We start from the raw sequence: 19395 nt of genomic DNA, 5'->3' as shown, positions 1-19395 counted from the left end.
CTTTCTTTCGTCCGTCTGGTCGGGGAGGGTCACAGCGGCCATCCGGGCAGATAGCCGGCGTGAGCGCGCCGGTTGCGCACGGAGCCCGTCTCGAACTGGCTGGCGACCGGGAAGTAGCTCGGCAGGAAGGCCGCGAGGATGGCGTCCTGCTCCTCCTCCGACACGTCACCGTCGTGGTAGTCGTTGAGGCAGAACACGTCGTGGGGGCGCGCGGTCAGGATCCGGTTCAGCCGCGGACCGTGCTCGACGAGCCCGACGTTGACGAATCCGCAGGAGATGCTGCCGGGCACGCTGCGCTGGGTGAAGTAGCCGTAGTAGTGGTGCAGTGACGAGGCGACCGACACGTCGGTACGACTGCGCAACTGGGCGCGCGCCGTGGCCGCCATCTCCTCGGCGTAGTCGCTCTCGATGTCGGCGAGCACGCTGCGGCGCAGCGGATACGGGGCGTGCAGGAAGGCATGTGTCAGCGTCTGCCCGAAGGACCGCTCGATCAGTCCCCGGTTGTTCTTCGCGGCGGTGATGTTGAACTCGTCCTCTTCCGAGATCGGGGACATCGGCACGGCCGTGGGCGACAGGAAGTGTTTCGCCTGCCCGTTGCCGAGGAAGAACATGCCGGGCTGGACGGTCCGCCCGAGGAGCATGTCGTCGTTGAAGTAGAGGAAGTGCTCGGCCAGCCCGTCGATGTAGTGCAACTGGCTCTCGATGGCGTGCGAGTTGTACGTGGGCAGCGCTCCCCGGTCGCCGAAGATCTCGGTGTGGTCGATGACGCGCACCCGGGGGTGCGACTCGTCCAGCCAGTGCGGGACCTGCCGGTCGGTGACGATGTAGATGTTCCGGATCCACGGGGCGTACATGTCGATGGACCGCAGGGAGTAGCGCAGTTCGTCGCGGTCGCGGAAGCGGGCGGCACTGGTGGCGGAGTCCTGGGTGTCCATGCCCTTGGCGGCCAGGACCGTGTTCTTCCGTTCCAGCCAGTCGACGTCGGCGCCGTTCACCCAGGTGTAGACGGCGTCGATGGGGAAGTCGACATCGCCGACGATCGTCTGGTTGAAGGCCACGAGGGTGGGGTAGCGGCGGCCTCCCAGGGGCATCGTGCTGCGCCGCATGGCGGTGTGCGGGACACGGTCGCCGATCAGGGTCCGGGTGGGGGCCCTGAGGTGGTCCTCGTCCTCCGGCTCGTCCTCCCAGAAGGTGATCGTGCAGCCGTAGACCGCGCCGAGACGCAGGGTGCGGGACGGGGAGACGACGCTCTGGTAGACGCGGATGCCCGAGCAGGGGGCGCCGGAGTAGTCGCCCAGCAGAGCCACGAGGCCGGTCGCGATCGTCTTCTGGCCCTCGCTGAGCACGGAGGCGTAGACGGGCTCGTCGGCGTAGCGGTCGGCGAGCGTCTTGAAGACGGCCTCGCGGTGGTCCGCGTGCACGGCGACCGTGTGCCGCACCATGCGGTCGCGTACCACCATGTACGGGATGCCCGCGCCTTCCAGGGCGTTCGCGGCCAGCGCGAGGTTCGCCTGGACCACGTCCCACGGGGACTCCCACTCCAGTTGCCGGCACACCTGGCCGCCGTCGTGCACCAGGCCCCGGCGCGCCAGCAGACGCTGCTCCAGCGCGCGCTGGCCGTTGGTGCGGACCGAGCCGGGGGGCGCGGGCGCGGCTTTCGGCATTGTGCCGTCGGAACCGCTGAGGTAGACGTGCACCGCCTGGCGTTCCGCCTTCACCAGGTCGCGTCGCCCGCTCTCCCGCTCCGCGAGGAGCTCGTGGAAGAGCCGCTCCCAGTGGGAGGTCACCACGGCGGGCGAGAACCGGCTCGCGGAGGCGAGGGCCGCCGCGCCCATCCGGTGGCGCAGTTCGGAGTCCTCGATCAGTGATAGGAGCGCGGAGGCGAGTGCGTCGGTGTCGCCGGAGGGGACCAGGAGGCCGGTCTGGCCGTCGATCACCACTTCCCGCGGGCCGTTGGGCGCGTCGTAGGAGACGACCGGGACGCCCGCCGCCTGCGCCTCCGCGAGCACCAGCCCGAACGCCTCGGTGCGCGAGGTGAGCAGGGCGATACTGGCCTTGGCCCACTCCTCCGTCAGGTAGCGCGAGTTGCTGTTGAGCTGCACGCAGTCGTGCAGGCCGAGCATGTCCATCTGCCGGCGCAGTGCGCCGCTGAGCGGCCCGTCCCCGAAGATCCGCAGCTGCCAGTCGGGGTGGAGCGGTGCCACCGTCGCCCAGGCGGTGAGGGCGTGGTCGACCTGCTTCTCCGCGACGAGCCGGCCGGCGATGATGACGGTCCGGGTCTGAAGGGTCGACCGGGGCCGGAACCCGCCGGGCAGGGCGTTCGGCACGACCTCCAGGCGGGGCGCGGCCGCGCCGAGGGTCTCGGCGAACCACTCCCGGGTCCGCTCGCTCAGCACGGCCAGCGCGTCCAGCCGGGCGGAGTACCGCAGCAGCGGTTCGCCGGTCGGGCCGCGCAGCTCGGAGACCCGGTGCTCCTGGTGGACGGTGATCACCCGCGCCGGGGCGAGCCGGACCGCCAGCGCCATCAGCGCGGGCGTGGTGCTGATCAGGATGTCGGTGTCGGTCTGCTGGAGGGCGAGTTCGAGTTCGACGTCGCTGAGCCGGCTGAAGGCGGGCTCCCAGGACCGGTCGACGATGTCGCTGGGCTGGGCGGCCAGAGCGGACCACACCGTGTCGTCCACGGTGCTGGGCCGCAGTGGCCGGGGCCGGTCGTCGGTGAGGTCGACCAGGTAGTCGACGCGCACCCGTTCGCCGGGCTGGAAGAACTGCTCAAGCTCGGTCTTGAAGACGCTGAGGACGCGGACCTCGTGTCGGGCGGCGAGTTCGGCCGCCTGGTTGAACACGGCCCGTTCGGTGCCGCCGACGGCATCGGCCGTGGTCAGCAGGAATGTGATCTTCACTTCTGGGGATTCAGTCTGCCTCGGGCATGCGCGTGCAGGTGACCCGGAGGTTGCCTGCGGGTGTGTAGCGCGGTTGGACGATCATCGGGGTGCGGCCGGTCGGGGTCATGGCCATGCTGCGCATGGCGAAGACGCGCCGCGGGTTGCGGACGTCGTGCAGCCGTCTGCCGAGCCGTAGCGAGGGCCCGGTCTCCTGGCACAGTACGACGTCCCAGTGCTCCGGTCTGGAGGAGCCCGGCTCCATCCGGTCCAGCGGCACCTCGGTGCGGTAGGTGTCCGGACCGATCGCCTGGGCGGGCTGCCGGATCCGGCGTCCGGCGGCGACGAACTCGGTCCACGGGGCGTCCACCCGGGTGCCCAGCACCCGGAAGTCCACCGCGACCCCGGCATGGGACATGTGCACCTTGGTCACCTCGACGGCCGGCTTCGGGGCCGAGCTGACGATCCGGGCGGTGCCGGTGACCGTGCGTCCGACGCGGTGGCGTGCACCGGTGACCGGGGAGGCCTCCATGGGCCTGGTGGGGCCCTCGTACGCCACCGGCGGCTCGAGGAGCAGCAGGGCCACGGACCGCTTGCGTGACCCGGTGTACGTGCGCAGCCGGAGCTTCCACCGTCCGGGGCCGGCGGGTACGCCGCCGAGTTCCGCCCCCATGAGGATCGCGGCGTCCATGAGGAGTTCGCCGTCCGGGCCCTGGTACACGTGCGCCGCGGCGAGATGCCGTTCGCGGCCGCGGCGCAGTACGACGTCGGCGCGGTCGGGCAGCCGGGCGGTGCGGGGCAGCACGGCGTGCAGGTTGACCGTCTGGCCGTCGAGGACGGCCGCGTACCGCAGGCGCGCGGTGCGGCCCTGGCGCAGCGGTACGAACAGGCGCAGCATCAGCCACAGGCGCAGGCCTGCGAGCCGGGTGCGCGGTCGGTGCGGCTGTGTGGCGGGAGTCGCCAGGGAGGTGGTCATACCCGGGCACCGTCCAGTTCCGCGGCCGGGGCAACCCGCGGTGCGGGTATCCCGGTGGTGCGCTCGTAGGGGCTCGGCACGGGGAAGTAGGCGTTCAGGAAGTCCGCGACCATGCGGTCCTGGGCCGCCGGGTCGGCGGCCGTCACGGTGTCGTTCATGCAGAAGGTGTCGTAGTTGCGCTTGGCGAGCAGGGTGTTGAGACGGCGCTGGGCGAGGTCGTCCGCGAGGTCGATGTACTGGTAGCGGATGTCCCCGGCCGTCGCGCGTGCCGAGTGGTACGCGTAGTAGTGGTACAGCGAGGAGACGACGGGTACGTCGTTCGGCGACCGGAAGCGGGAGTGCTGGGTGACCCGGTGCGCGTGGGCGTAGACCTGCTCGATCTCCGTCAGGACGCTGCGGCGCAGGGCGTGCGGGGTGTGCTTCATCTTCTGGGAGATGACGGTGCCGAACTGCTGGGCGATGAGTCCCCGGCTGTTCTTGCCGGCGGCGTTGACCGGCAGGTCCGTGGAGTCGGCGCGGCCCGAGGGGATCAGCGCGTTCGACCGGAAGGACTTGGACAGCCCGTTGGGGTGGAAGAACTTCCCGGGCTGCACGGGCCGGCCGAAGAAAACGTCGTCGTTCAGATAGAGGAAGTGCTCGGAGAGCTCCGGGATGTGGTGCAACTGACTCTCGATCGCGTGGGAGTTGAACGTCGGCAGCGCGGCCGGGTCGGAGAAGATCTCGCTGTGGTCGATCACTCTGATCCCGGGGAAGCCGGTGTCGAGCCAGGAGGGCACCTGCCCCGCCGTGACGAGGAAGATGGTCCGGACCCAGGGCGCGTACTGGTGGATCGACCGCAGCGAGTAGCGCAGTTCGTCACGGCTGACGTAGCGCGAGTCGTTCGCCGCCTGCTCGTGCAGGGTGTCGTCGCCGGTGCCCCGTTCGAGCACCCGCCGGGTCGCCTCCTTGCGGGCGCGCCAGACGGGGTCGGAGTCGTCGACCCAGGTGTAGACGACGTCGATCGGGAAGTGATGGTCGTCGGGCAGGGCGGCGGCGAACTCCGGCAGGGTGCGGGCCTGTCCGGTGGTGTACATGGCCGGCACTGCGCTGAATCGTTTCTGCTCGACCCTGCAGTGGCCCGCGTCCACCGGGACCTCGGCCACCACGCGGTTCGGGCGGGGTGCCACGAGCCGGCCATCCCGCTCGGCCCAGAACTCGATGTCGCAGCCGGACTCACGGCCGAAGACCAGGTTCCCGGTGGGGTCGCAGACGTTCCACGCCATGCGCAGCACGGGCTGTGCGCGCAGGGCACGCCAGCTCCCCGCCGAGGCGCCCGGCCGCACCGGGCCCGGGGCGGCACCGCCGACGTAGCCGGGGTGGTGCCCGCAGGCGGTCCGCAGCATGTCCTCCACATCGGAGCGCAGGTGCTCCGGTACCGCCACGCAGGGGTTGGGGGACGCGGTGCCGCGCACACAGAAGTAGTCGATCCCGGCTTCTTCCAGCAGGCTGACCAGGATGTGCAGGTTGCGCGCCCGAGCGGCCCAGGCGGTGATCCCGGGCACCTCGACGGCCCAGCGGTGCCTGCCGTCGGCGCGTACGACCCGCTGCGGGCCGGCCGGAGTGTGCCGGACTCCGGCGCGGCGCCCGGTGCCGAGCGCCCCCGCCACCAGGGCGGAACGCGCGGCGTCGGCCGCGGTCAGCGAGCGCATCACCGCGGCCCGCAGCGGGCGCGGCACCCGCCGGACGATCTGACGCCGGGCTTCGACCGGCACGAGCGACCGGTAGGTCGACACGAGCGCGCTCGCCTCGGGATTGTTCCCACTCACGTGATTTCCGCACCATCCACGTTCACGCGGCAGCGGACTGCCGGACCCGGCTGTCGAGCCGCCGCCCGAGGCGCACACGACCACAGCCACCCCCCTTGCCTCTCACCCGTCGAGGACGGGTGAGCCCCCTCGGTCGCGCACCCCCCCTCGTCCCCAGACCCGGGTTCGCGACCACCGGACACTCCGGACGAAGCCGGTAGGTTCCGTGCGACAATAGTTTAACGTTCAAAGCAGGCGCATATCTTCACCGTACATTCACTTGGCTGTCAACCGACCGTCCAGATGGCGAAAAACAGCCGTGCTTTGGGTCTATAGTTCGGGCACGCCACGGCGTCAGAGCCGCGCAGGCCCGGCCCCTCCCCCACTCGTGCCCTGCTCACGTGCGAACCACGGCATCGAACAGGTGAGTTGAGGAAGGAACCGGTCATGACGCATGCCCCGACGGAGCCGGGCACCAGCAGCGGATCGAGACATGAGCCGGCCGATGCGCCGAGCGCCCAGGTCGGCCCCCCACCGCGTCGTCGGCGGCGTGTCGTGCGCTGGATCGCGGGCTGCACCGTGGTATTGATCACGGCGGCGGGCGCGACGGGCTACTGGCTCTACCGCGACCTCGACTCCAACATCAAGGGTGTCGACCTCGACAAGGCCATCGGTGACAACCGGCCGCAGAAGCTGCCGACGTCCGGTCAGAACCTGCTGGTCCTCGGCTCGGACTCGCGGGGCGGCGCCAACGCGGGGCTCGGCACGGGCCATGTGTCCGGGGCGCGATCGGACACCGCGCTGGTCGTCCACATACCCGAGGGCCGCACCCGGGCCGTCGCGGTCAGCATTCCCCGCGACACCCTGGTGACCCGGCCCGAGTGCACCGGACGGGACGGGAAGAAGCTGGCTGGGGCGAAGCGCGTGATGTTCAACTCCGTCTACTCGCTGGCCGGTCCGGCCTGTGTCGTCAAGACGGTGGAGCAGATGTCCGGGGTCCGGATGGACCACTTCATGGAGATCGACTTCGCCGGCTTCAAGGGACTCGTCGACGCGATAGGCGGGGTGCCCGTGACGGTCGGCCAGGACATCCACGACACCTCCAGCGGCCTGGACATCACCGCCGGCACCCATCGGCTGAACGGCACTCAGGCCCTGCAGTTCGTCCGCACCCGGCACGGCATCGGAGACGGCAGCGACCTCGGACGCATCGGGCTCCAGCAGAAGTTCCTGATGGCCCTGCTCACCGAGATCAAGCACCAGGACCTGCTCGGCAGCCCCGCCAAGGCCTACACCATCGCCGACGCACTCACCGCGTCGCTGACCACCGACTCACAGCTCGCCTCCCTCACCAAGCTCGCCGAGTTCGGCCGCAGCGTGAACGGTATCGACCCGGCCAGCATGGACACGATCATGCTCCCGGTGCGCTACGACACCCAGGACCCCAACCGGGTCGTGGCCGCCGAGCCCCAGGCGGACCGGCTGTGGCGGGCACTGCGGAAGGACACGGCCATCCCCGCGTCGGCGCGGAAGTCCCCGGCGCGGGGCGGGCGTACGCCTTGAGGGGCGGCGGGCGTGGGGTGGCGGTCACGCGGACGCGGGTGGTGCGGGCGCTGGCTGTGCCGGCGGCGCGCCGTGCGGGCGACGGCCGTGTCTGCGACGTGCCGTGCGGGCGCTGGCCGTGCCCGCGGCGCATCGTGCAAGCACCGGCCGTGTCGGCGACGGTCGTGTAGTACCGACCGTGCGAACGACGGCCGTGCCGACGCCGGCCATGCGGACGCCGGCCATGCGGACGCCGACCGTGTCGGCGGCGCGCCGTGCGGGCGACGGTCATGCCGGCGCCGGCCGTGCCCGCGGCGCGCCGGGCGGGCGGCGGCTCAGATCTGCCGCCACGCCTCCAGCGCCAGCCCCGGTTCGTCCTTGCGGCGGGTGAGGAGGAGCTGGCCGGTGGACGGGGACAACGTTGCCGCGACCACCCGGTCGCCGGCGTCGACCGCGAGGGAGACCAGCGCGTCGACGGGAAGCTGCGGGCCCGACTCCGTCCACCAGGCGCCCGCCGGCTCGTCCTGCGTGGGATACGCGGCGAACGCCACCCGGCCGCCCGCCGAACGCTGGGCCAGCAGGGTGCAGTCGTGCCCGTCGAGGTCGCAGCGGACGGCGGTGACCGGCCCGGACCCGGCCGAGGGCAGCAGGGCGACGGGCTTGCCGCCGGGGCGCCAGGCGCACAGGTCGCCCGTGTCGTCGGTGTAGAAGACAGTGGTGCTCTCGGGGGAGGTGGCCAGCGCGTACAGGGTGCCGGGCCGGACCGCGGCCTCCACCGCCTCCTCCAGCACCGGCTGCGCCCCGGGATCGTCCTGGCGCCAGCGCAGGATGCCGCCCGGGACGGCCGCGTACGCCTCCACCCGCCCGGACTCCGCCGTCACCGCCACCGGTCCGCCCTGGACGTCCCGGCCCTGGAGATCGCGCCAGGGCTCCCAGCCGCCCTTCTCCTTCTGGGCGAGCATGCTCACCCCGCCGCCCTTGTTGCGTACGAAGACATGGGCGCGGCCCTGCGCGTCGACCGCGACGGCGGGTGTGCCGGTGCGCTCGCCCTTCTTGTCGGGGTGGCCGACGGGGTTCCAGTCCAGGGCGGCCAGGAGCGGGCGGAAGTGCGTGGAGTGCACGAGGCCCGACTCGCCCTTGGTGGTGGGCCGCCAGGAGACCAGGTGGGCGTAGCCGTCGGCGCCCTGGCCGACGGCGAGGACGGGGTGCAGCTTCTGGTCGCCGCCCACCTTGCGCGGTGCGCCCCAGGGGCCGCCGGGTGCGCGCTCCGCCCTGCACAGGACGGCGTCGCCGGAAGAGAGGTAGACGCTGAGGCGGCCGTCCGAGCCGCGTAGGAGCCAGTCGCCGTTCACCGGTTCACTTTAATCCGGGGCGCTCGGCCGTCGCGGACCGGCCCTCGCCGGGCGGTGGCCGTGGGACCCTGGTCACATGGAAGCGGACGCCCCCGTACTGGTGATCGTCGATGCCGCGAATGTCGTCGGGTCGGTGCCCGACGGCTGGTGGCGGGACCGGAAGGGGGCCGCCGAACGGCTGCGGGACCGGCTGGCCGAGCAGGGGCTGCCCGGCCGGCCGAGCCCGGTGGAGATCCTGCTTGTGGTCGAGGGGGCGGCCCGTGGTGTGGAGTCCGTGCCCGGCGTACGGGTGGACTCGGCGCCCGGCAGCGGCGACGACCGGATCGTCGAGCTGGTCGCCCAGGACCCCCACCGCCCCAGACTGGTCGTCACGGCCGACCGCGAACTGAGGGCCCGGGTCACCGAGTTGGGCGCGGAGGTGACGGGCCCGCGGACGGTGCTCGGCTAGGGACCGCGGAGAGGGGCCGGGCGAGCGGGGCCTTGGCGGCAGCCCCCGGCCGGGTCCCGCGCTACTCCCCCGTCACCCTGGCGTACAGCACGGCCCCGTCCACCGTCAGCACCGGCTCGTAGCGGGCCGCCAGCAGGCGTTCGAGGGTGGGTACGCGGTCGGGGGCGTACGGCCGGCCGCGGGAGTCGTCGACCACCAGGGCCGGGGCGTGGGCGGTCAGTTCCGCGCGGAAGACCGGCCAGGTGCCCGCGACGGCGTACTTCTCGCCGACCTGGGGGCCGTCCCGGCCGCCGCTGTAGTTGGTGAGGAGGCCGGCGGTGAGGTAGCGGCTGGCGGGGGTGCGGTCGGCGAGCCAGTACGTCTCCGGGTGTATGCCCCACAGCAGGACCCGGTCGGCGGGCCCGGTGCGCTGGGCGACGGCGGCGGCGAGGCGCTGGGCGTGGGCGAGCTCGGGGCGGGGCGCGAGCAGGCCCCAGGTGAGGAACAGGGCGCAGCAGCAGGCCGAGGTGAGGACGGCGGCGGTCAGCCGGGCACGGGGCAGGAGCCGCAGCGCGGCCGTCGCCGACAGCACGAGCGGCGGGATGAGCTGCAGGTAGTAGTGGCCGAAGAAGTGGAAGCCGAGTACCACCGCCACCGCTGAGGAGGCCGCCCACAGCCAGAGGTCCACCGGACCCGTGCGGGCCGTGCGCCTCGCCCGCACCACGGGCGGGACCAGGCCCGCGCAGGCCACGCCCAGGATCGCCGTGTTGGTCAGGCCCCGGACGAGGACGTGGAGTTCGGAGCCGGTGAAGGAGGCGTACGCCCCCGAGCCGGTGACCGTCCAGAACACGAAGCCCGCGGGGTCGGTGACCAGGGCGGCACCCAGCACCGGCAGGGTCAGTCCGGCGGCGAGCCGCGGCAGCGCGGTGCGCGGGGCGCCGTACCGGTGCAGCAGCCAGAGCACCGGCACCAGCACCGCCCCGCCGGTCTGCTTGGCGAGGAAGGCGCCTGCGACGGCCAGCCCGGCGGCGCCCCAGCGGCAGCGGTCCGCGCACCACATGGCGGCTGCCGTGCAGGGCAGCATGAACACCTCGAAGCCGGCGGCCTGCGCGTCCTCGGGGTTGAGCCCGACGGAGACCAGCAGGTACAGCACCCCGGCCGTACGGCCCGACCGGTCGCCCCAGCGCCGCCGGGCCAGCGAGGCCAGCAGTGCCGCGGTGAGCAGCTGCGCGAGGACCGCGAGCACCCGGACCGGGGTCAGCGTCGCTGAGCCACAGGCCCAGAAGGCCGCCTCGTACAGCCAGGGCACGAGCGGCGGCTTGCGGTCCACGACCGTCTCGTACAGCCGGCCGCCGTGCGCCAGTATCCGGGCCTGTACGGCGAGGTAGCCCTCGTCCGGGTTCCACAGCGGCCGGGCGAAGGAGGGGATCCGGGTGACGCAGGCCAGCGCGGCCAGCAGGGGCAGCAGCCGTGTCCAGTACCCCGGGCGGGCGACTGCGGACCGTGGCGGGGCGAGCGGCGCGGCGACCATGCACGGCACGCTATCCGGAGTCGCGGCCTCCGACGGGGCAGGACATGACGGGACAGGACATACGGTACGGATCAGGACGAGAGCGGCGAGCTGTCGGTCAGGGCGTGTTTCCGTTCGGGTGCGCGACCTCGCCGGCGGTGGTCTCCTCGCGCCGGCCGAGGCGGCTGTGCGAGCGGCTGTAGAGGAAGTACACGACGAAGCCGATCGCCATCCAGATGGCGAACCGGAGCCAGGTCTCGGCCGGCAGGTTCACCATCAGCCACAGCGACGCGCACACCGACAGGATCGGGATGAGGGGCACCAGCGGGGTCCGGAAGGACCTCGGCAGGTCGGGGCGGGTCCGGCGCAGGATGACCACGCTGATCGCGACGACGACGAAGGCGAAGAGCGTGCCGATGTTCACCAGTTCGGCGAGCTGGCTGAGGCTGGTGAACCCCGCGACGACGGCGATGACCACGCCGAGCAGGATGGTCGGCCGGTAGGGGGTGCGGAACTTCGGATGGGTGTGGGAGAAGAACCGGGGCAGCAGTCCGTCACGGCTCATCGCGAAGAAGATCCGGGACTGGCCGAGCAGCAGGATCATGCAGACGGTGGTCAGTCCGATGGCGGCGCCGAAGCTGATGAGTCCCGCGTACCACGGGTGCCCGGTGGCCTTGAACGCGTCGGCGAGCGGGGCGTCCACGGAGAGCGCGCTGTACTTCTGCATGCCGGTCACGACGATCGACACGGCGACGTACAGCGCGGTGCAGATGATCAGGGAGCCGAGGATGCCGCGCGGGACGTCGCGCTGCGGGTTGCGCGTCTCCTCGGCGGCGGTGGCCACGACGTCGAAGCCGATGAACGCGAAGAACACGACCGACGCCGCGGTGAAGATGCCCATGACGCCGAAGTTGGAGGGCGCCCAGCCGAACATCAGCTGGATGAGCGGTGCTTTGAGGTTGCCGCCCGCCGCCACGGGCTCGGACTTCGGGATGAACGGGTGGTAGTTGTCGCTGTTGACGAAGAAGGCGCCCGCGATGATGACGACGAGGACGACGGCCACCTTGATGGCGACGACGACCGAGGTGACCCTCGCGGAGAGCTTCATGCCGAGGACGAGGATGGCGGTGAGCACCAGCACGAGGCCGGCGGCGAGGATGTCGAAGCCGAAACCGGGGTTGGTGTCCCTGCCGCTGAGCACCGCGGGCAGCTGCCAGCCGGCGTTGTCCAGCAGCGAGTGGATGTAGCCGGACCACCCGACGGCGACCACCGCCGTGCCGAGCGCCAGCTCCAGCACCAGGTCCCAGCCGATGATCCAGGCGGGGAGCTCGCCGAGCGAGGCGTAGGAGAAGGTGTAGGCGGAGCCCGCGACCGGCACCGTGGAGGCGAACTCCGCGTAGCAGAGGGCGGCGAGCGCGCAGACGACGCCGGCCGCGACGAAGGCCAGGGAGACGGCGGGACCCGCGGTGTTCTTGGCCGCGGCGCCGGTCAGGACGAAGATGCCGGTGCCGATGATGACACCGACGCCGAAGACGGTGAGGTCGAGTGCGGACAGCGACTTCCTGAGCGCGTGTTCGGGTTCCTCCGTGTCGAGGATCGACTGTTCGACCTTCTTCGTACGGAAGAGGGTGCTGCTCACGGGACTACCTCCCACACGCTCGTCGTCCTCGACATGATCGAGAGGGCTGGGGATGCGTATGCCCCGGCACAGGCAGGTTCACGCAAAAGAGCCGGTTCCGCCACCGGGAAGGTGGGGGAACCGGCCCTCGGCCCTCAGCCGTGACTCGTCCGGGCTGCCGTGCGTGCTTCCGTCCGTGCTGCCGTGCGTGCTGCCATGCGTGCTTCCTAGTCGCGCGCGGGCTGCACCGAGTCGACCTCGGCGGCCGGGCGGTCGAACCGGCCGTCCAGCTTGGCGACCAGGCCGGTGACCTGGCGGGCGATGTCGGGGGCGGTCAGCCCGATCTCGGTCATCACCTCGGCACGGGAGGCGTGGTCGAGGAAGCGCGGCGGGATGCCGAAGTCGCGCAGCGGCATGTCGACGCCGGCGTCCCGCAGGGCCTGGGCGATCGCCGAGCCGACGCCGCCCGCGCGGCTGTTGTCCTCGACGGTGACGACCACGCGGTGCCGCTCGGCGAGCGGGGCCATGGCCTCGTCGACGGGCTTGACCCAGCGCGGGTCGACGACGGTGGTGGAGATGCCCTGCTTGTCGAGCAGGCCGGCGATCTCCAGGCACATGGGGGCGAGGGCGCCGACGGAGACGAGCAGTACGTCGGGCCGGTCGGTGCCGGGCTCGCGCAGTACGTCCATGCCGCCGACGCGGCCGACGGCCGGGACGGCGGGGCCGACGGCGCCCTTGGAGAAGCGGACCACGGTCGGCGCGTCCGTGACCTCGACGGCCTCGCGCAGCTGGGCGCGCACCTGGTCGGCGTCGCGCGGCGCGGCCAGCCGGAGCCCCGGCACGACCTGGAGGATCGACATGTCCCACATGCCGTTGTGCGAGGCGCCGTCGGTACCGGTGACACCGGCCCGGTCCAGTACGAACGTCACACCGCACTTGTGCAGGGCGACGTCCATCAGCACCTGGTCGAAGGCACGGTTGAGGAAGGTGGCGTACACCGCGAAGACCGGGTGCAGACCGCCGGTGGCGAGCCCCGCGGCGGACACGGCCGCGTGCTGCTCGGCGATGCCGACGTCGTACACCCGCTCGGGGAAGGCCTTGGCGAACTTGTCGAGGCCGACGGGCTGGAGCATCGCGGCCGTGATGGCGACGATGTCCTTGCGTTCCCTGCCCAGCTTGACCATCTCCTCGCCGAAGACCGAGGTCCAGTCGGCGCCGGAGCTGGCGATGGGCAGGCCGGTGTCCGGGTGGATCTTGCCGACGGCGTGGAAGCGGTCGGCCTCGTCCTGGAGGGCGGGCTGGTAGCCGCGGCCCTTCTCGGTGAGGCAGTGCACGATGACCGGGCCGCCGAAGCGCTTGGCCCGCGCCAGCGCCGACTCCAGTGCCTCGATGTCGTGGCCGTCGATCGGGCCGACGTACTTCAGCCCGAGGTCCTCGAACATGCCCTGCGGGGCGATGAAGTCCTTGAGCCCCTTCTTGGCGCCGTGCAGCGTCTCGTACAGCGGCTTTCCGACGACCGGGGTGCGGTCGAGGATGTCCTTGGTCCGGGCGAGGAAGCGCTCGTAGCCGTCGGTCGTGCGCAGCGTGGCCAGGTGGTTGGCGAGACCGCCGATGGTCGGTGCGTACGACCGCTCGTTGTCGTTGACGACGATGACGAGCGGGCGGTCCTTGGCCTCGGCGATGTTGTTGAGCGCCTCCCAGGCCATGCCGCCGGTCAGCGCGCCGTCACCGATGACCGCGACGACGTGGCTGTCGCGTTCGAGGACCTCGTTGGCCTTGGCGAGGCCGTCGGCCCAGCCGAGGACCGTCGAGGCGTGGCTGTTCTCGATGACGTCGTGCTCGGACTCGGCCTGCGAGGGGTAGCCCGACAGGCCGCCCTTCATCTTCAGCCTGGAGAAGTCCTGTCGGCCGGTGAGCAGCTTGTGCACATAGGACTGGTGTCCGGTGTCCCACAGCACCTTGTCCTTCGGGGATTCGAAGACACGGTGCAGGGCGATGGTGAGCTCCACCACGCCGAGGTTGGGGCCGAGGTGGCCGCCGGTCTTGGAAACGGCGTCGACGAGGAAGGTCCGGATCTCCTCTGCCAGCTGGTCCAGCTGCTCCAGGCTGAGCCGGTCCAGATCGCGCGGTCCCCTGATGCGGGTCAGCAGCGGCACCCGTGCCTCCTTGCAGTAAAAGCTGATCGAGCTGTTGCCGGGCTCGTCGAGTCTAATGTTCCGATGTTGCACAAGGCGTCCGGGCAGTGCGTGATGCGTCACGCGATCGGCGGTACCCACCTGACACGCCCCCAAGACACACCAATGCCCGGCACCTTGAAGGCACCGGGCAAGGCTCTGTCGATACGCCGGGCAACCGGAGCGCGCCCCAAAGGGGCGCGGGGAACTGCGCGACCAGCCACGACGGACCGGCACCCGCAGAAACCACCGCACCCCTACGGCGCGACCGCGCTCACGCTCGGCCGGCAGCCTTCTGGCTACGACGCGACACCGAGTCGATGACCACCGCACCCAGCAGCACCGCACCGGTGATCATGTACTGGATCGACGTGTTCATGTTCAGCAGGTCCAGACCTGTCTGGATCGACTGGATCACCAGCATGCCCAGCAGCGCGGACCACACCGACCCACGGCCACCGAAGAGGCTCGTACCGCCGATGACCGCCGCGGCGATCGCCAGCATCAGCGTGTTGCCGCCACCGGCGTTCAGCGTCGCGCTCGCGGTCTGACCCGCGAAGAACATGCCGCCGATCGCGGCGAACCCGCCGGAGATGGCGAACACGGTGATACGGACCATCGGCACGCTGATACCGGCACGACGGGCCGCCTCGATGCCGCCGCCGACCGCGAAGACCTTGCGGCCGTACGTCGTACGGCGCAGTACGAAGTCCACCACGACCAGCGCCGCGAGGAAGATCACCAGCGCGTTGGAGACACCTTCGGCGTTGTTCAGCACGGCCGCGGCGACGAAGGACGCGATGGCGAGCAGACCGACCCGGATCAGGATCTCGCTGGTGGGCCGGAAGGGCACACCGGCCGCGCGACGGCGGCGCTGCTCGTTGAACGAGCCCACGGCCGTCAGCACGACACCGAGGCCGGCCAGCAGGTAGGCGCCGACGATGGCCTGGTCCATGAAGAAGGAGCTCTGGCCGAAGATGTGCACCGGGCCGGAGTCGGCCGGGATGTTGATCGTGCCGCTGTCGCCCAGCAGCCACAGCATCAGACCGTTCCAGCCGAGGAAACCGGCCAGCGTCACGACGAACGCGGGTACGCCGATCTTGGCGAAGAACCAGCCGTGCAGCGCGCCGATGCCGACGCCGGTGACGATCGTGAGGACGAGCGCCAGCCACTCGTTCATGCCGTGGTTGACGACGAAGACGGCGAACACCGTGGACGCCAGACCGCTGACCGAGCCGACGGAGAGGTCGATCTCACCGAGCAGCAGCACGAACACGAGGCCGATGGCGAGCATGCCGGTGGCCGAGAGGAAGTAGCTGATGCTGGAGAGGTTGTCGGCGCTGAGGAAGCGGTCGTTCTTCACCTGGAAGATGGTCCAGATGATGATCAGGCCGATGACGACCGGCAGCGAGCCCAGCTCGCCGCCCTTGATCTTCCGCTTGAACTCGGTGAGGTAGCCCTTGAAGCCCTCTTCGCGGACCAGCAGGCGCGGGTCGACGACGGGGACGGCCGCGGACGTGGGGTCCTCGACGGAGGAGACCGTGTCCTTGGACACGACGGCCTCCGGGTCCTTCTTCACGGTGTTCGACGTCTCGCTCACTTTGCCGCCTCCGCGGTGCGACGCCCCGCACGACGGGTCACGGCGTTGTCCGTGGCACCGGTGATCGCGGCGATGATCTCTTCGTGGCTGGTGTCCTTCACGGAGAAGGAGCCGTTGTTCTTGCCCAGGCGCAGCACGGCGACGGTGTCCGCGACGGCCTTGACGTCCGCCATGTTGTGGCTGATGAGGATGACGCCGAGGTTGCGCTCGCGCAGCCGCTCGACCAGGTCGAGGACCTGCGCGGTCTGCTCGACACCGAGGGCGGCGGTGGGCTCGTCGAGGATGACCACCTTCGGGTCACCGATCAGGGCGCGCGCGATGGCCACGACCTGGCGCTGACCGCCGGAGAGGCTGGCGATCGGGATGCGGACGCTCGGGATGCGGATCGAGAGCGTGCTCAGCAGCTCACGGGCCTGCTTCTCCATCGACACCTCGTCGATGACGCCGCGGTGCAGCAGCTCGCGCCCGAGGAAGAGGTTGCCGACCACGTCGAGGTTGTCGCACAGCGCGAGGTCCTGGTAGACCGTCGCGACGCCGAGTCCCTGGGCGTCGTGCGGCTTGTTGATGCTGACCGGGTTGCCCTCCCACTCGATGACGCCCTCATCGATGGGGTGGACACCCGCGATCGTCTTGACCAGGGTGGACTTACCTGCGCCGTTGTCGCCCACCAGGGCGACCACTTCTCCGGCGTGGACCTCCAGCTCGACGTCGGTGAGTGCCTGGACCGCACCGAATCGCTTGGAGACTCCGCGCAACGCCAGCACGGGCGTAGCGGACACGTGAACCATCTCCTTCGCCGCCTGACCGGCGGGGATGCCGCGCTTGGGGGACAGGCGCGGAGGGACGTGCGAATGCACGTGGTCAACAAGATGAACATGCGCGAATCCGCTGCCCTTGGCAACGGGTCCGTCCGACGCCCGCCCGGCAGCGGGGTATGAAGGCCGGGGCGGGCGTCGGAGGAGTTCGCGGTTCCGCCGGGTGGTCACCGGCCGCTCGGGGGCGGCCGGTACCGGCGGGGGGTCGCTCCTGCGAGCGGGTGATTACTGGAGGCCGGCGGCCTTGCAGGCCTTGGCGAACTCGGCGGTGCAGATCTCCTGGACGGTGTAGACCTTGTCCTTGAGCACCGTGTCCTTGATGTTCGCCTTGGTGACCGACACCGGGGTCAGCAGCTGCGAGGGCACCTTGTCGCCGGACTTGCTGGTCTGCGTGGTCGTGGCCAGGGACTTGATGTCCTTGCCCTCGAGCAGGTTGACCGCGAGCTGGGCGGCGGCGTCGGCCTCGGGCTTGAACGCCTTGTAGACCGTGGAGGACTGGGTGCCCGCGAGGATGCGCTGGATACCCGCGAGCTCCGCGTCCTGACCGGTCAGCGGGATGCCGCTGATGCCGGCGCCCTTGAGGGTGGTGGCGATGCCGCCGGCCATGCCGTCGTTGGCGGAGTAGACGCCCGCGATCTTCTTGGCGCCCAGCTGCGTGATGGCCGCCTTCATCTTCTGCGCGGCGATGGAGTCCTTCCACAGGCCGGACTGCTCGTAGGCGATGTCGACCTTGCCGTCGAGGGCCTTGTGCGCGCCCTCCTTGAACTGGCCGGCGTTCGGGTCGGCGTCGTCACCGTTGATCATGACGACCTTCGACTTCTTGGCCTTGGAGCCGAGCGCGTCGACCAGCGCCTGGCCCTGGAGCTCGCCCACCTTGACGTTGTCGAAGGAGACGTACGCGGAGACCGGGCCCTGGGCGAGGCGGTCGTACGCGACGACCTTGATGCCCTTGTTCACGGCGGTCTGGATCGAGGACTTGATGGCGGCGGAGTCCTGGGCGCTGATCACGATGACCTTGACGCCCTTGGTGATCATGCTGCTCACCTGCTGCGCCTGCTTGGCGGCGTCACCGGCGGCGTTCGCGTACTCGACCTTGCAGTCGGCGCAGAGCTCCTTGACCTTCGCCGCGAAGAGCGGGTGGTCGAACTTCTCGTAGCGCGCGGTGACGCTGTCGGGGAGCAGCAGACCGATGGTCTTGCTGCCGCCGCCGGAGGAGCTGCTGCCGGAGTCGTCCTTCTTGTCGCCGGCCTTGCCACAGGCGGCCATCGACAGGGCCATCGAAACCGCAGCGGTTCCGATCACGACTCGACGCATGGTTGCGTTCATTTGGGGGTGCCTCCCTGACAGGGCCGCAACGCTGCGGCCGAGGTGGCTCGAAGTCAACTCGGCCGCAAGTTCGACGTCAAGAAGTAAATACTTAACGAGATGGCAACGGCGTCATGCGTTCTCTAAGTGAAGGCGGGTGCGGCGACCGCCAAAGTGCTGTCCAAAAGGGTTGAATCGCCCATTTCGCTGAGGGCGAGAGCGAGGGCTCCGAGCACCTCCGCGCGGCCCCCGAGGGCCCCCGGGAGCACCGACAGCTGGCGGGCGGCGCTGGGGATGGCGTAGCGGCCGACGGACTCCCTGATCGGCCCCAGGACGAGCTCTCCGGCCTCCGCCAGGTCTCCGCCGAGGACCACCCGGCTCGGGTTCAGCAGGTTGCAGAGGTTGGCCACGCCGCTGCCGATGTGGCGGCCGACGTCGGCGATCACCCGGCGGCAGCCGGGGTCCCCGTCCCGGGCCAGCCGTACGACGCCTTCCATGGTCAGGTCGGTGCCGTGGCTGGACTGCAGGAGCGGGAGCACGTAGCGGGCGGCCGTGAAGGTCTCCAGGCAGCCGCGGTTCCCGCAGCGGCAGACCGGTCCGGCTTCGTCGAGCGTGATGTGCCCGATCTCGCCCGCCGTGCCGCCGGGGCCGCGGTAGATCTTCCCGTTGATCACCAGGCCGGCGCCGACACCGCTGGCGACCTTGATGTAAGCAAGATCACGCACGCCGCGTCCGCTGCCCCAGACCAGTTCGCCCAGGGCGCCGAGGTTGGCGTCGTTGTCCACGTGCACGGGCACGCCGAGCCGGGCCCTGAGCTCCTCGGCCGGGCGGGTGCCGGTCCAGCCCGGCAGGATGGCGGTCGAGCCCAGCGTCCCGGACTCGACGTCGATCGGACCCGGTACGCCGACACCGACGCCGGCGATCTTGGAACGGTCGACGCCGGTCGCCTCGACCAGCCGGTTGACCAGTTCCTCCGCCCGGTCGAAGCCCTGGGTCGCCGAAGCGTCGACGTCCAGGGGCTCGGACTCCTCGGCGAGCACCTGGTGCGCGAGGTTGCCGATCGCGACGCGCAGGTGGGTGTGCCCGAAGTCGACACCGATGACGATGCCGGCGTCACCGCTGAGCGAGACGCTGCGGGCCCGCCGGCCGCCGGCCGAGGTGGGGGTCACCTCGACGGTCCCGCCGTCCTTCAGCTCCCGCACGATGTTGGAGACCGTCGCGGCGGACAGCCCGGTCGTCCGCGCGATCTCGGCCTGCGTGAGCGACCCGGCCAGCCGCACCGCCCGTACGACCCGTTCCAGGTTGGCTCGGTGCAGCGACGACTGCGACCCCGGAGTCTCCATCGACCCATTCACTCCCGCCATCGGCCGGGCGGCGCTGCGCCGCCCGTGGCCCAGGTCACATCTACGGAAC

Annotated in this window: 13 protein-coding genes; 2 read left to right on the top strand and 11 right to left on the bottom strand. The window is 70.9% G+C overall.

Translation table 11 applies throughout. From position 1 onward, the window contains the following. Positions 1 to 29: 29 nt before the first annotated feature. Genes ACH45E_RS25780 through ACH45E_RS25770 form a run of 3 tightly spaced genes read right to left on the bottom strand, consistent with a single transcriptional unit; the run spans position 30 to position 5543 of the window. The gene (locus tag ACH45E_RS25780) at positions 30 to 2900 is read right to left on the bottom strand and encodes a stealth conserved region 3 domain-containing protein (RefSeq protein WP_361439979.1); all 2871 of its coding nucleotides are present in this window, start codon (positions 2898 to 2900) and stop codon (positions 30 to 32) included. Positions 2901 to 2910: 10 nt separating this feature from the next. Beyond that, positions 2911 to 3855, bottom strand: coding sequence for a hypothetical protein (locus ACH45E_RS25775; protein ID WP_361439976.1), 945 nt, complete (start codon positions 3853 to 3855; stop codon positions 2911 to 2913). Continuing rightward, a complete protein-coding gene (locus ACH45E_RS25770; protein WP_361440263.1) occupies positions 3852 to 5543 on the bottom strand; it encodes a stealth family protein in 1692 nt (563 codons plus the stop codon). The genes ACH45E_RS25775 and ACH45E_RS25770 overlap by 4 nt, the downstream gene beginning before the upstream one ends. A 543-nt stretch (positions 5544 to 6086) precedes the next feature. Between ACH45E_RS25770 and ACH45E_RS25765 the strand changes: the two genes are divergently transcribed. Next, positions 6087 to 7202, top strand: coding sequence for an LCP family protein (locus tag ACH45E_RS25765; RefSeq protein ID WP_361439973.1), 1116 nt, complete (start codon positions 6087 to 6089; stop codon positions 7200 to 7202). Between the two features lie 314 nt (positions 7203 to 7516). Here ACH45E_RS25765 and ACH45E_RS25760 read toward each other — a convergent pair whose 3' ends face one another. After that, positions 7517 to 8533: a hypothetical protein gene (locus tag ACH45E_RS25760; protein ID WP_361439970.1), complete on the bottom strand. Its 1017-nt coding sequence runs from the start codon at positions 8531 to 8533 to the stop codon at positions 7517 to 7519. Between the two features lie 76 nt (positions 8534 to 8609). Between ACH45E_RS25760 and ACH45E_RS25755 the strand changes: the two genes are divergently transcribed. Further along, a complete protein-coding gene (locus tag ACH45E_RS25755; protein ID WP_361439967.1) occupies positions 8610 to 8981 on the top strand; it encodes an NTP pyrophosphohydrolase in 372 nt (123 codons plus the stop codon). Positions 8982 to 9042: 61 nt separating this feature from the next. Here ACH45E_RS25755 and ACH45E_RS25750 read toward each other — a convergent pair whose 3' ends face one another. The 7 genes from ACH45E_RS25750 to ACH45E_RS25720 form a co-directional block, all read right to left on the bottom strand. After that, positions 9043 to 10491 (bottom strand): glycosyltransferase family 39 protein, encoded by a 1449-nt coding sequence (locus ACH45E_RS25750; RefSeq protein WP_361439964.1) that lies wholly within the window; start codon positions 10489 to 10491, stop codon positions 9043 to 9045. 97 nt (positions 10492 to 10588) lie between these two features. Then, complete coding sequence (locus ACH45E_RS25745) at positions 10589 to 12109, bottom strand: amino acid permease (RefSeq protein WP_361439961.1); 1521 nt, start codon at positions 12107 to 12109, stop codon at positions 10589 to 10591. A gap of 206 nt (positions 12110 to 12315) precedes the next feature. After that, positions 12316 to 14244, bottom strand: coding sequence for a 1-deoxy-D-xylulose-5-phosphate synthase (gene dxs / locus ACH45E_RS25740; RefSeq protein WP_361439958.1), 1929 nt, complete (start codon positions 14242 to 14244; stop codon positions 12316 to 12318). 292 nt (positions 14245 to 14536) lie between these two features. Beyond that, positions 14537 to 15862 carry a sugar ABC transporter permease gene (locus ACH45E_RS25735; protein WP_361439956.1) on the bottom strand — a complete coding sequence of 442 codons (1326 nt, stop codon included), beginning with the start codon at positions 15860 to 15862 and terminating at the stop codon, positions 14537 to 14539. Next, positions 15859 to 16650 (bottom strand): ATP-binding cassette domain-containing protein, encoded by a 792-nt coding sequence (locus tag ACH45E_RS25730; RefSeq protein ID WP_361440260.1) that lies wholly within the window; start codon positions 16648 to 16650, stop codon positions 15859 to 15861. The genes ACH45E_RS25735 and ACH45E_RS25730 overlap by 4 nt, the downstream gene beginning before the upstream one ends. 252 nt (positions 16651 to 16902) lie before the next feature. Further along, a complete protein-coding gene (locus ACH45E_RS25725) occupies positions 16903 to 18003 on the bottom strand; it encodes a substrate-binding domain-containing protein (RefSeq protein ID WP_361439953.1) in 1101 nt (366 codons plus the stop codon). Between the two features lie 122 nt (positions 18004 to 18125). Next, positions 18126 to 19325, bottom strand: a complete 1200-nt coding sequence (locus tag ACH45E_RS25720; RefSeq protein WP_361439950.1) for an ROK family transcriptional regulator — start codon at positions 19323 to 19325, stop codon at positions 18126 to 18128. Positions 19326 to 19395 lie beyond the last annotated feature (70 nt).

This window comes from Streptomyces sp. NPDC020299, assembly GCF_044387825.1.
Taxonomy (GTDB): Bacteria; Actinomycetota; Actinomycetes; order Streptomycetales; family Streptomycetaceae; genus Streptomyces.
This window is presented reverse-complemented; position numbering and strand designations above follow the sequence as displayed.